This is a genomic window from Actinoplanes sp. KI2 (assembly GCF_025630775.1).
Classification (GTDB): domain Bacteria; phylum Actinomycetota; class Actinomycetes; order Mycobacteriales; family Micromonosporaceae; genus Actinoplanes.
In genome coordinates, this window is the sequence record NZ_JAOSZE010000011.1 from 141,646 (window position 1) to 154,143 (window position 12,498).

General features: G+C 72.9%; 12 protein-coding genes and 1 pseudogene. 5 read left to right on the forward strand and 8 right to left on the reverse strand.

Going from position 1 to position 12,498, the window contains the following annotated elements; translation table 11 throughout:
- The first annotated feature begins 227 nt into the window (after positions 1-227).
- The 3 genes from ODJ79_RS13885 to ODJ79_RS13895 all read left to right on the forward strand — a co-directional run bounded on the left by ODJ79_RS13885 (position 228) and on the right by ODJ79_RS13895 (position 3,694).
- Positions 228-2,174 (forward strand): serine/threonine-protein kinase, encoded by a 1,947-nt coding sequence (locus ODJ79_RS13885; RefSeq protein WP_263023823.1) that lies wholly within the window; start codon positions 228-230, stop codon positions 2,172-2,174.
- Between the two features lie 240 nt (positions 2,175-2,414).
- Entirely contained in the window at positions 2,415-2,663 is a 249-nt protein-coding gene (locus tag ODJ79_RS13890) for a hypothetical protein (protein WP_263023824.1), read from the forward strand.
- A 128-nt stretch (positions 2,664-2,791) separates the two neighbouring features.
- Positions 2,792-3,694, forward strand: coding sequence for a sigma-70 family RNA polymerase sigma factor (locus tag ODJ79_RS13895; protein ID WP_263023825.1), 903 nt, complete (start codon positions 2,792-2,794; stop codon positions 3,692-3,694).
- 21 nt (positions 3,695-3,715) lie between these two features.
- Here the strand turns inward: ODJ79_RS13895 and ODJ79_RS13900 are convergent, their stop codons facing one another.
- From ODJ79_RS13900 to ODJ79_RS13930, 7 genes and pseudogenes are all read right to left on the reverse strand, one after another.
- Positions 3,716-4,564, reverse strand: coding sequence for an urease accessory protein UreD (locus ODJ79_RS13900; RefSeq protein WP_263023826.1), 849 nt, complete (start codon positions 4,562-4,564; stop codon positions 3,716-3,718).
- Positions 4,564-5,265, reverse strand: coding sequence for an urease accessory protein UreG (gene ureG / locus ODJ79_RS13905; protein WP_411267315.1), 702 nt, complete (start codon positions 5,263-5,265; stop codon positions 4,564-4,566). The genes ODJ79_RS13900 and ureG overlap by 1 nt, the downstream gene beginning before the upstream one ends.
- Before the next feature lie 28 nt (positions 5,266-5,293).
- Positions 5,294-5,938: an urease accessory protein UreF gene (locus ODJ79_RS13910; RefSeq protein WP_263023827.1), complete on the reverse strand. Its 645-nt coding sequence runs from the start codon at positions 5,936-5,938 to the stop codon at positions 5,294-5,296.
- 2 nt (positions 5,939-5,940) lie between these two features.
- The gene (locus ODJ79_RS13915) at positions 5,941-7,659 is read right to left on the reverse strand and encodes an urease subunit alpha (RefSeq protein WP_263023828.1); all 1,719 of its coding nucleotides are present in this window, start codon (positions 7,657-7,659) and stop codon (positions 5,941-5,943) included.
- 101 nt (positions 7,660-7,760) lie between these two features.
- Positions 7,761-8,066: pseudogene (locus ODJ79_RS13920) on the reverse strand (urease subunit beta); the annotation flags it as partial.
- Positions 8,063-8,365 carry an urease subunit gamma gene (locus ODJ79_RS13925; RefSeq protein WP_263023830.1) on the reverse strand — a complete coding sequence of 101 codons (303 nt, stop codon included), beginning with the start codon at positions 8,363-8,365 and terminating at the stop codon, positions 8,063-8,065. The pseudogene ODJ79_RS13920 and the gene ODJ79_RS13925, both read right to left, overlap by 4 nt.
- A gap of 131 nt (positions 8,366-8,496) precedes the next feature.
- Positions 8,497-9,591, reverse strand: coding sequence for a hypothetical protein (locus ODJ79_RS13930; protein ID WP_263023831.1), 1,095 nt, complete (start codon positions 9,589-9,591; stop codon positions 8,497-8,499).
- A 50-nt stretch (positions 9,592-9,641) separates the two neighbouring features.
- Here ODJ79_RS13930 and ODJ79_RS13935 point away from each other — a divergent pair, with 50 nt between their 5' ends.
- Together ODJ79_RS13935 and ODJ79_RS13940 are read left to right on the forward strand one after the other, a co-directional pair.
- Complete coding sequence (locus ODJ79_RS13935) at positions 9,642-10,553, forward strand: AEC family transporter (RefSeq protein WP_263023832.1); 912 nt, start codon at positions 9,642-9,644, stop codon at positions 10,551-10,553.
- A gap of 50 nt (positions 10,554-10,603) precedes the next feature.
- Positions 10,604-11,836 (forward strand): MFS transporter, encoded by a 1,233-nt coding sequence (locus ODJ79_RS13940; protein ID WP_263023833.1) that lies wholly within the window; start codon positions 10,604-10,606, stop codon positions 11,834-11,836.
- On the opposite strand, the gene ODJ79_RS13945 is transcribed toward ODJ79_RS13940, so the two are convergent.
- Positions 11,764-12,498 (reverse strand): 3-keto-5-aminohexanoate cleavage protein, encoded by a 735-nt coding sequence (locus tag ODJ79_RS13945; protein ID WP_263023834.1) that lies wholly within the window; start codon positions 12,496-12,498, stop codon positions 11,764-11,766. The two genes, ODJ79_RS13940 and ODJ79_RS13945, sit on opposite strands and share 73 nt — an antisense overlap.

Here is a 12,498-nt window from a genome sequence, read left to right on the forward strand (position 1 = left end):
TTTCGGCCCGCTCGCCGTGCCCCGACGGTTGGCATATGCCGGGAAACGGTCCGTAACGATCCGCAGGTGGCGCCCGGTGTCGACATCTCGTGATAGCGGCCGGGGTGGGCTAACATCCTCGCCGTCGATGGGGAACGCCCGGTCTGAAGGAGGCGGGGACGAACCCCGGCGTCGGGTGACATGGCGGTGTGACCCGGCGTTTCTTCGGAGCGCGCATGTGGGGGCACATGAGCACGACGGACCTGCCCGGATCGAGCCTGCTGGCCGGTAGATACCGGTTGGTGGAACGGCTCGGCGCCGGCGGGATGTCAGTGGTGTGGCGAGGGTTCGACGAGGTCCTCGGGCGACAGGTCGCGGTCAAGGTGCTGCCGCCGTCGACCAGTGTGGACCCGGCCTTCCGGCGCCGGCTGCGGGCTGAGGCCCAGGCCGCCGCCCGGCTCTCCCACCCGAACATCACGAACGTCTACGACTACGGCGAGGCCACCACGGTCGACGGCGAACCCGTCCCGTACGTCGTCATGGAATTGATCGACGGCGAGTCGCTCGCCGCCGTCCTGGCCCGGACCCGCCGGCTGCCCTGGCAGCACGCGGTCGGAATCACCGCCGAGGTCGCCGCGGCGCTCGCGGCCGCGCATGCGCGCGGCATCGTGCACCGCGACGTCACCCCGGCCAACGTCATGCTGACCCAGACCGGCGCCAAGGTGGTCGACTTCGGCATCTCGGCGCTGATCGGGGAGAACGATATAGACCCCGACGGCAGCCTGCTCGGCACGCCGGCGTATCTCGCGCCGGAGCGCCTCGAGGGCGGCCAGGTGAGCCCGGCCACCGACGTGTACGCGGTGGGCCTGCTGATCTACCGCACGCTGATCGGGCAGTTGCCCTGGGACGTCGGCACCACCACCGCGCTGCTGCGTGCCCACCAGTACGTGGAGCCCGACCCGCTCCCGCCGGTCGATGGCCTCCCGCCCGCAGTGGACGCCCTGGTCGGACGCTGCCTGGAGAAGCACCCGGCGGACCGGCCGTCCAGCGCCGAGCTCGCGCACGTGCTGGCCCAGATCGCCGCGGGCGCGCCGATGGTGGCCAGCGGGTACGTGCCGGACTGGGCCCGGAACGCCGAGGACACCACGATCCTGCCGGCACAGCGGTCGTACCCGGACGTGATCCGCCGGGAGCCCGCGCCGATGCAGCAGGAGATGGCCGTGCCGCCGGCCCGGCACAGCAGGTTCGGTGATCTGCCGTCCGGCCCGGTCGTGATGAGCGCTCCGCTGCGTCCCGCCGTGGGCGACGAGTCGACCGCCGGCGTCAAGGGGAACAAGAGCGCCAAGGAGAAGACGCGCCGGATCCTGGTCGCCGCGGGGTTCGTCCTGCTGCTGGGCGCCGGCACCTACTCGTGGAGCCTGGTCAGCAACCTGAACCCGAACGCGGGGGCCGGCGGCACGCCGCAACCGTCGGTCGTGCCCGCCACCGGCAAGTGCGTGGTCAGCTACGCCGTCTGGTCGGATGCGAACGGTCAGTTCAAGGCCCAGGTGACGCTGGCCAACCGGGATGATGTCCCGGTCGACAACTGGAAGCTGTGGTTCATCATGCCGGGCGACCAGACCGTCACCGGCGGCGGCAAGTCCGTGCTGACCCAGGCCGACCGGGCGATCACGGTCACCTCGAGCGCGCCGCTGAACCCGCAGACCACGCTGAACGTCCCGATCACCGGGCAGTACGTCCAGAGCAACACCCCGCCGCTGGCGTTCATGCTGAACAACCGCACCTGCGAGACGTTCGTGTCGGCGAAGCCCGGCGAGCCGTCCCGTCAGGTGGAGCACCTGTCCAACGGCCACGTCCGGCTCGGCCCGACGGCGTCGGCCAGCACCACGCCGGTGCCCGGCATCTCGATCGACCCGAGCGGCATCGTGCACATCACGCCGACCACGGCGCCGGTCACCACGGCGCCCGTGGCGACCACCGGCCCGACCGCCACGGAGGCGACCACCGTCCCGACCACCGGGACCACGTCCACCCAGACCCCGATCTTCCCCACCCCGAAGAGCAGTGAGGCGTCGCCGACCCCGACCCCGACGGCGACGACCACGGATCCGATCGTCCAGCCGACCACCAGCCCGGCGAGCCCGCCGCCCACGGCCACGCTGGACTGCGACCCGGACGCCCCGGGCGGTTGCTAGCCGGCCAGATGTTTCCGATCGGCCGCCCGGCCGAAAACCACGAGCCGGGCGGTCGATCACCGCGTTAGGGTGAAACCGATGTGAGCAGGCACTTTCCGGAGCGATCGGCGACGAGATCTGCATGCCTGGCGACCGATAAGACGACCGCCTCGGGCGTGGCAGCCACCGGGCGCGCGCCGCACCGGCGAGAATCGCTCCAGCAGGGGTCGACAAAGTCGTACATCGGGGAGTCCGATCAAAATGATCAGCATTGTCAAGGATCTGGCGGCGGAGGCGCTGTTCGTCTCCAGCCTGCAGCCGTCCGAGCGCCCCAACAGACGAGCAGTGGAGCAGGCCGTCACCGCGATGATCCTGCTGCACGGCAGCGACGGGTGCGCGGCCGAGGTGGCCACCGAGTTCGGTGATCACCCGGAGATGGCCGTCCGCCGCATGCACTGGGTGCACGACGAGCTCGCGGGCTTGGTCAAGAACGCTGCCCTCACCGCCTGATACCTGAGCGTTTCTCGCAAAAAGCACCCCAAAAGCAACCGAGTTCGGCCGCCGCTGCACCTTTCGGCGGCAAAAGTCTTCCTCGTCAGCCGGTTTTCACCACCGGTCGTATGAGCGAGGAGGACCACGTGACGACCACGACCGAGCTCCCCGCCACCATCGGCACGACCCACGACGCGCCGTCCGCGCGTGACATCGAGGACCTCGTCCGCGAACACATGCCGATGGTTGGCCACCTGGTCCGGGAACTGCAGAACCGGGTACCGGGTCATGTCCACGCGGACGACCTGTCCTCGGCCGGGTTCGCTGCCCTGCTCGGCGCGGCCCGATCGTTCGACGTGACCCGAGGCATCCCCTTCCACCGCTTCGCGGCCGTCCGCATCCGCGGCGCCCTGCTGGACGAGCTGCGCGGGCAGGACTGGGCGAGCCGCTCGGTACGGGCCAGGGCGAGGCGCACCGCGTCCGCCCGGCAGGAGCTCACCGCGGCCCTGGGCCGCACCCCCACCGACGCCGAGGTGGCCGAGATGCTGGGCATCGGCGTGGCCGAGCTGGCGACCGTCGAGGACGACGTGCAGAAGGCCGCCCTGCTGAGCCTGCAGGGCTTCCCCACCGGCGCCGCCGAGGAGATGGTCCCCGAGCTCTCCGAAGGCCCCGAGGACCTGCTGCTCAAGCGCGAGCGGCTCGGCTATCTGCATCAGGCCATCCAGGCCCTGCCGGAGCGGCTGCGGCTGGTCGTCACCGAGTCGTTCCTGCAGGAACAGCCGCTGAGCGAGGTGGCGGAGCGGCTGGGCGTGACCGAGTCCCGGATCTCCCAGCTCCGCACCGAGGCGCTGCAGCTGCTGCGCGAGGGGCTGAACAGCTCCCTGGCCCCGGAGCTGCTGACGGTGGCGGCCGGCGGCCCGCGGACCCGGAAGGGCTGCCTGCAGCGGCGCCGCTCGGAGTACTTCGCCCGGGTCTCCCAGCAGGGCGACCTGCACACCCGCCTGGCCCTGACGGACAGCCACGGCGTGCCCATCGCGGTCGCCGCGTAACTCACCCCGGCGGCGGCCGGCTCAAGCGGCCGGGATGTCGGCCGCGATGTCGGCCGCGATGTCGGCCGCGATGTCGGCCGGGATGTCGGCCGGGATGTCGGCCGGGATGTCGGCCGGGATGTCGGCGGGGATGCCGGCCGCCCCACCTTCCCGAGCATCGAGCGGATCGAGAACCGCCCGCACCTCGCGAATGTCCGCACCGACCGCCGTGGCCAGCACTCCGGGGCCGGCCAGCGGCATGATCGCGGCCCGGTTCGTGGCCGGGAAGCCGGCCGGGAAGTCGCCGGACAGTCCCGGCACCGCGATCAAGGTGCCGACCGCCCGATGCTCGCCCAGCACGGCCGCCGACCGGGCGTCCGGCCCGACCGAAAGGTCGTGCCGGTAGAGCGTGGCGCCCCCGTACCGGATCGTCGTCGACAGCCGGACCTCCCCGGTGGGCTCGGCATGCCGCCCGCACACCAGGTCCTCGCGCCACAGCAGCGTGCCGCCCGCGGCGACGTCGACCCGGGTGCTCAGCACGTGGTCGCACCCGGCCGCGGCGATCAGCGGCTCGGGCAGCCACCGCAGCGTGCCCGCCACCGTGGCCCGGATCTCGAACCGCGAGGCCGGCAACCCGGCCCGCCCGGGCAGCGCCAGTTGCGCCGCCACGCTGCGGACGGTCAGTCGCGCCCCCGGACCCACCGCGATCTCCAGGCGAAGGTCGTCCCCGCGCAGCGGCCCGGCCGCCCCGCCCACGAGGTGCACGGTCGCCCCGGCCTCGCCCCGGCCGCCGGTCCGGCGCGGCAGCAGCGGCGACTCCCCGCGCAGGACGGTGAGCCGGGTGCCCCCGCGCCCGTCCGCCTCGGCCACGATCCGCGCCCCGGCCCGCATCAGGTCCCCGGCGCCTGCGCGCCCACCAGCCCGCGGATCCACTCGGCGACCGGCGCGGCGGTGCGGTCCTCGACCAGCGAGAGGAACACCGTGGGCAGGTCGCCCCGGCGAGCCTTCGCGTCGTACTCCATCACCGCGAGGTCGGCGCCGACCAGCGGCGCCAGGTCGGTCTTGTTGATCACCAGCAGGTCGGCGGCGGTGACCCCGGGGCCGCCCTTGCGCGGCACCTTGTCCCCACCGGCCACATCCACCACGAAGATCTGCCGGTCGATCAGCCCCTTGCTGAACGTGGCGGTCAGGTTGTCCCCGCCGCTCTCCACCAGCACCAGGTCGAGCGGCCCGAGCGTGCCCTCCAGTTCCTCGACCGCGTCGAGGTTGGCCGAGATGTCGTCGCGGATCGCCGTGTGCGGGCAGCACCCGGTCTCCACCGCCCGGATCCGTTCGGCCGGCAGCACCCCGTTGCGCAGCAGGAAGTCCGCGTCCTCGGTGGTGTAGATGTCGTTGGTCACCACGGCCAGCCGCAGCTCCGCGCCGAGAGCCCGGCACAGGGCCGCGACCAGGGCAGTCTTCCCCGATCCCACCGGCCCCCCGATGCCCACCCGCAGTGCCCGCGGCCCGCCGGCTAGCGGCTGGTGCGGATCTACCTTGGGGTGCGGGTGGCTGTGCGGCACCGGCTCGTAGTTGTCCGACGGGCGGGGCAGGGCCCCGCCGGTCGCGCCGTGTTCGTGGTCATGAGGCAAAAAGACGCACCTCCCAGGTCGCGTGGTGTTCGGCGCCGATGTCGAGCAGCGGAGCGCCCGCCGCCGGCAGATCGTCGACCGGCTCGTCCGCCCTGCGGGCCGCCTCCGCCGCGATCCGGTCGCACTCCGGGGCGAGCCGCGCGATCAGCCCATGAACCGCGTACGGATCGAGCCCGAGCAGCCGCACCGCCGCGCTTGCCGCCCCGGTCGTGACCCCGTGCGCCGCTGCGACGGCCGCCTCCGCGGGCCCGAGATCGGCGGCGTACGCCAGAATCCCCAGCGCCGTCGGCTGATGCGGATCGCGCCCGGCCGGCGGCAGCGGCCACATCGCCCGCCCGGCCCGCAGCAGCGCCCGCCCCTGAGCCCGCGACGCCTTCCGCAGCGCGGGCGACGGGGTCCGCGCGTCGAGCCCGTCGTCGAGCGCGGCCCACTCGCCGGGCCGCCGGCAGGCCGCCGCCGCGAACGCCGCCGCCACCAGCCCGGTGGTGTGCAGCTTCCCGCGGAGGAAGCCGGCCACGTCGTCGAGGTCGCCGACCCGCCCGGCCGCGACCTGCGCCTCGAGCCCGCCCGAGTGGGCGTGCCCGCCGGCCGGCAGCCGCCCGTCGGCCAGCACGAGAAGGGTCGCGAGGCTCATGGTCAGAACAGGAAGTAACGCTGGGCCATGGGCAGTTCGGTCACCGGATCGGGTTCGATGACCTCGCCGTCGATGCGGACGGTGAACGTGTCCGGTTCCACCTCGATCCGCGGCAGCGCGTCGTTCAGCGGCAGGTCGGTCTTGCTCACCCGGCGGGTGTCCGCCACCGGGGAGAGCGCCCGCTTCACGCTGATCCGGTCGCCGAGGAGGGCGTCGATCGCCGCCGGCGCGACGAACGCCAGCGACGTCTGAGCCGGCACCACCCCGTACGCGCCGAACATCGGGCGCGGCAGCATCGGCTGCGGCGTCGGAATCGAGGCGTTGGCGTCACCCATCTGGGCGTACGCGATCATGCCGCCCTTGATCACGAGGGCCGGCCGGACCCCGAAGAACGCCGGGTCCCACAGCACCAGATCGGCGAGCTTCCCCGGCTCGAGAGAGCCGACCTGGTCGGCCATCCCGTGCGCCACCGCCGGGCAGATCGTGTACTTCGCGACGTAGCGCTTGACCCGCTGGTTGTCGGCCGCGCCGTCACCGGGCAGCGCGCCGCGGCGGGCCTTCATCACGTGCGCGGTCTGCCACGTCCGCAGAATGACCTCGCCCACCCGTCCCATGGCCTGCGAATCCGACCCGATCATCGAGATCGCCCCGAGGTCGTGCAGCAGGTCCTCGGCCGCCATCGTCGACGGCCGGATCCGGCTCTCGGCGAACGCCAGGTCCTCCGGCACGGCCGAGTTCAGGTGGTGGCAGACCATCAGCATGTCGAGGTGCTCGCTGAGCGTGTTGCGGGTGTACGGCCGGGTCGGGTTGGTCGACGAGGGCAGCACGTTCGGGTGCGAGGCGACGGTGATGATGTCCGGCGCGTGGCCGCCCCCGGCACCCTCGGTGTGATACGCGTGGATCGATCGCCCGCCGATCGCCCGCAGCGTCTCCTCGACGAACCCGGCCTCGTTCAGCGTGTCGGTGTGGATCGCGACCTGCACCCCGGACGCGTCCGCGACCCGCAGGCAGGCGTCGATCACCGCGGGCGTCGTGCCCCAGTCCTCGTGCAGCTTGAAGCCGCCCGCCCCGCCGCGCAGCTGCTCCCACATCGACTCCTCGGACATCGTGTTCCCCTTGCCGAGGAGCAGCACGTTGATCGGGAAGGTGTCGATCGCCTCGAGCATCCGCGCGAGGTGCCACTGGTTGGGTGTCACGGTCGTGGCCTTGGTGCCCTCGGCCGGGCCGGTGCCGCCGCCGATGATGGTGGTGATGCCGGCGGCGAGCGCCGTGTCCAGAATGGTGGGGCTGATCAGATGCACGTGGCTGTCGATCGCGCCGGCCGTGACGATCTTCCCGTTCCCGGCGACGACCTCGGTGCCCGGCCCGATCACCAGCTCGGGGTGCACGCCGTCCATCGTGTCCGGGTTGCCGGCCTTGCCGACCGCCACGATCCGGCCGTCCCGGATCCCGATGTCGGCCTTGACGATCCCCCAGTGGTCGACGACGACGGCCCCGGTGATCACCGTGTCCGGTGTGCCCTCGGCGCGGGTGGCCCGCGACTGTCCCATCGACTCCCGGATGACCTTGCCGCCGCCGAAGACCACCTCGTCCCCGGGCTGCGGCCCGGCGCTGCGGTCCTCCTCGATCTCGATCAGCAGGTTGGTGTCCGCCAGCCGGATCCGGTCCCCGGCGGTCGGCCCGTAGAGGGCGGCGTACCGTCCCCGATCCAGACTGGTCATCGCGGGCTCCCGTTCTCGGGCTCGAACGTGTGCTCAGTCTCGGCGTCGGGGGCGGCGACGGGAGTCTCCGCCGCGGCGCTCGCCGCAGTGTCGGGCACGGCGTCCAGCGGACCGCCCGCGAGGCCGCGCAGCCCCGGCACCACCCGGTTCCCGCGCAGCGCGACCAGCTCGACGTCGCGCGGCATCCCCGGCTCGAACCGTACCGACGTCCCGGCCGGCACGGCCAGCCGCTGCCCCCACGCCGCGTCCCGGTCGAACTCGAGCGCCGCATTGCACTCCGCAAAGTGGAAATGCGACCCGACCTGCACCGGCCGGTCCCCGGTGTTGCGCACCGTCAGCCGGACCACCGCCCGCCCCGGGTTGATCTCGATCGGGCCGTCGCCCGGGAACACCTCGCCGGGGATCATGCGATCGGCCCGTGCACGGTGACGAGCTTGGTCCCGTCCGGAAACGTCGCCTCGACCTGCACCTCGCTCAGCATCTCGGGCACACCCTCCATGACGTCCTCCCGGGTGAGCACCCGCCGCCCGGCGTCCATCAGCTCGGCCACGGTCCGCCCGTCCCGGGCGCCCTCCAGCAGGAAGGCGGTGATGATCGCCGTGGCCTCCGGATGATTGAGCTTCAGCCCCCGGCCCCGCCGGCGTTGGGCCACCTCCGCCGCGACGTGGATGAGCAGGCGTTCCTGTTCGTGCTGGCTGAGGAACAACCGAACCTCCCTGGATCCCCGCGATGCTCGCAGCCCTACGTTTCCCCGCTGTTACCCGTGATCCAACCACGACGGAAACTGCTGATCCGCTGCCTTCGGCAAACGGTTCGCCCCCGGCGCCGCGAACGGGGTCAGTACTCGCGCCACTCGGCTTCCACGTCGCTGATGTCGAGCCGCACGTCGGCGTCCCGGTAGCGGTTCTCGATCGCGGCGGCCGCCTTGCGGTACAGGCCCGCGCAGGCCAGCCAGCGCAGGGACGGCAGCTCGGGCAGGGTGCGGTCGGTCATCCCGTACGCGCCGGTGAGCCGGATGTCCGCCAACCGGGACACGCTCGCCAGGGCGGCCGCGTCGGTCAGCCGGCCCGGGGCCGACCGCCAGGTCAGCCGCAGCCGGCGCAGGTCGTGCAGGTCGGCCAGACCGGCCACGGAGATCGTGCCGTCGCCGGTCAGCTCGAGGTCGCGCAGGCCGGTCAGGCCGCGAGGCATCCAGGCGTGGTCGGCGACCAGGCGCAGCCAGCGCCCGTCGTCGGCGGCGGACACCGCGGCGACCGGGGCGTCGTCGTCGAGCTTGAGCGTCGCCATGCCGGGCGGCAGGCGCAGCGACCGTACCTGCCCGCCGGACAGCCGCAGGCGGGTGAGGTACGTGCCGGTGAGGTCGACGTCCGGCGGGGGCTCCACCCAGGTCAGGTCGCCGACGATCGGGTGGGCCGCGAGGGCCGCGCGCAGGCCGCGATCGGGGCCCGACCAGGCCAGCGAGGTGCAGCGGGGGAGGTGGTCGAGGTCGGTGAGGGCCGAGCCGTCGGCGGTCAGGTCCAGCAGCGTCGTCGCCTTGCCGGTGCCGGCGCGGTAGGCCTGCCGCGCCTCGGGGGGCAGGTCGCAATCCCAGCGGCGCTGCGCGGCGATCTGGGTGGCCAGCCATCCCCAGTCCGCGTGGTCGCCGACCCGGGTGCCCAGGCCGGGCGCCAGGGTGAGCTGGCCCAGCCAGGTCCACCAGGGCGGGGGCGGCTCGTCACCGACGATGTTGACCTCGGTAGATTGGCCCCGGAGGGCGTGATGGTCGAGGACGAGCGGCGGGCACGAGGCCAGCCGGTCGAGCTCCGGCAGGTCGGTGGAGAACCAGTCGAGCGCGCACGCCGTCGGACCGAGACCGGTGACCTGACAGGCACCGTAGCCGCCCCGCAACGGGATCGCCGCCACGTCTCCCACGTTGGGCATACGATCCGTCACTGCAGCAGGCTACCGCGATATGGACATAGACGGAGAGCCATGACGAACCCATGATCTCGGCACTGTCCGGGTTCGTGCTCATCGGCGTCATCGTGCTGGTCGGCTGGGCGGCGCGGCGGTGGGCCGGGCTACCCGAGAACGCCGAGGCCGTGGCCGGCCGGATCGTGTACGCGGTGCTGAACCCCTGCCTGCTGTTCACCGGCGTGGCCGGCGCCGACCTGCGGGTCCTGTTCAGCGAGCCGTTGCTCGTGTCGACCGCCGCCGCCCTCGCCTGCTTCGCGGTCCACCCGCTGTTCACGCGCGGCCGCGACCGGGGCACGCGGATCATGGGGTCGCTCGCGGCCGGCTACGTCAACGCGAACTACATCGGCATCCCGATCGCCACGTACGTGCTGGGCGACGCCGCCCTGGTGGTGCCGATCATCATGCTCCAGCTGCTGATCATCACGCCGCTCGCGCTGGCCCTGCTGGAGATCGCCGCGACCGGCCACGCGTCCTGGCGGAGCACGGTCCTGGCCCCGCTGCGCAACCCGATGATCGTCGCCGTTCTCGTGGGAGCGCTCTTCTCCGTGACCGGTCTGCGGCTACCCGCGGTCATCGCCGCCCCGATCACCACGATGGGTCACGCCGCGGTCCCGATGGTGCTGATCGCCTTCGGCATGTCGCTCTCCGGCCGCCGCGTGCTCGCCGCCGGCCCCGACCGGGTGCCGACCGTCGCCGCCGTCGCGCTGAAGGTCGCCGGGATGCCGGCGATCGCCTTCCTGCTGGCCGTCGTGCTCGGGCTGAGCCGGGAGCAGACGTACGCGGTGACCGTGCTCGCCGCCCTGCCGACCGCGCAGAACGTCTTCCTCTACGGCCAGCGGTTCGAGACCGCGCTCGTCCTGGCCCGCGACGCGATCTTCCTGTCCACACTGCTCTGCGCCCCGGCTCTGCTGGTCATCGCCCTCCTTCTTAATCTGTAGAGCCGGTCCGGGGAAGACAGTAGCGTCGGAGGCTCGGGGAGGGAGACCGCGTGACGCCGGAGGTCGCGCCGCGCCGGGCGTGGGCTGCTTTGATCGTGCTGTCGCTGGCCGCCTGCGCGTTCGTCTCGACCGAACTGCTGCCGATCGGCCTGCTCACCCTGATCGCCGACGACCTGCACCGGTCCCGCTCGCAGATCGGCCTGCTGGTCGGCGGGTACGCGATCGTCGTCGTTCTCACCTCGATCCCGCTGACCCTGCTCACCCAGCACATCCCGCGGCGCCGGCTGCTCGGCGCCACCCTGCTGCTGTTCGCCGTCGCCAACCTGGCCGGCGCGCTGGCCGGCACCTATGCCGTGCTGGCCGTCGCCCGGCTGGCCACCGCGCTCACCCAGGCGCTGTTCTGGTCGATCGTCGCCCCGGTGGCGAGCGGGCTGTTCCCGGTGGCCGTCCGCGGCCGGGTGGTGGGGCTGTTCGCGACCGGCCCGGCCCTGGCGCCGGTGCTCGGCGTCCCGCTGTGCACGTGGATCGGGCAGCAGGCCGGCTGGCGGGCCGCGTTCGCCTTCATGGCCGGGTTCGGCGTGCTCGCGACCGTCGCCGTGGTCGCGCTGATCCCGTCTTATCGGCCGAGCGCGGGCGGGGCGGCGCGCGGCACCGCCCCCGACCGGCGAGCGTTCCGGGCGCTGCTGACCGGGATCGCGATCGCGATCACCGGGTTCCTCACCTTCACCACGTACCTGACGGTGTTCCTGCTGGATGTCAGCGGCTTCGCCGAGTCGGCCCTGCCCGCGTTGCTGCTCGTCTCGGGGCTGGCCGGAACGGCCGGCGCGTTCGTGGTGTCCCGCACCCTCGATCCGCATCCGATCGGGACGCTGCTGGCGGCGCTCAGCGTCGGGGTGAGCTCGCTGACCGGCCTGTTCCTGCTGGGCCCGCGGCCGGCGGCGGCCGTGGTGCTGGTGGCCGGAAGCGGGTTTGCGTATGCGGCGTTCGCCACCAGCGTGCAGGGCCGGATGCTGGTGGTCGCGCCGGGGAGCACCGACCTGGCCTCGGCCGGGGTGAGCACCGCCTTCAACGCGGGCATCGCGGCCGGCTCGCTGCTCGGCGGCGCGCTGCTGCCGCAGCTCGGATCGCGGCCGCTGGCCCTGGTGGGCGCCCTGCTCACGGCGGTCGCCCTGGTCACCCTGGCAATGAACGGCCGGCGTCGGGGACCGGGTCAGGACCGCAGAGCTTGGGCCGCCCGGACCAGGGCGCTGTTGCTCGGCGCGATCGACCCGTCCGGCAGATAGATCGAGTCCTCGAAGCCGACCCGGGTGTCGTGCCCGCGCCGGAACGCGTCGGCCACCAGCGGCCACGTCCAGTCGCGCATGCCGTGGGTGAGCCGCGGGCAGGTCGAGCCTGCCTCGTCCAGGGCGTCGTTGACCTCCTGGGCGATCGCGGACGGCTCCCCGATCAGAAAGTACGGCTCGCCGGGATCGAGCTCGATGCTCACCCGCTGCGCCCGCGGCAGCAGGCCGGAGGCGAGCAGCGCCCGCATCTCGGCCGGCGCCCACAGCCCCACGTCGATGCCGATCCCGACGTCGAGCATCGCCGTCATGACCGACTCGAAGCCGGCCTCGGAGAGGTTGACCGTGGCGCAGTCGACGCCCTCCCACTCGCGGATCATCGCGATCCGCTCGGCCAGGCCGGGCACGATCCACTCGCCGGTGGTCAGCCCGATCTCGGCGGCGACCCCCTCCTCGGCGGCGAGCGCCCGCACCCAGCGGCAGGTCTCGTTCACGACTTCGGGCCGCAGGGTCTCCGCACCGGATTCATCCCGGACGTGCAGGTGTACGCCGGTCGCGCCGGCCCGGAAGCACTCCCGCAGCTCGGCCAGCACCTCGGTGAGCGAGATCGGCAGGTTCGGGTGGACGTCCTTGGTCCACGGCCCGTTCGGCGTCACCTGCAGCAT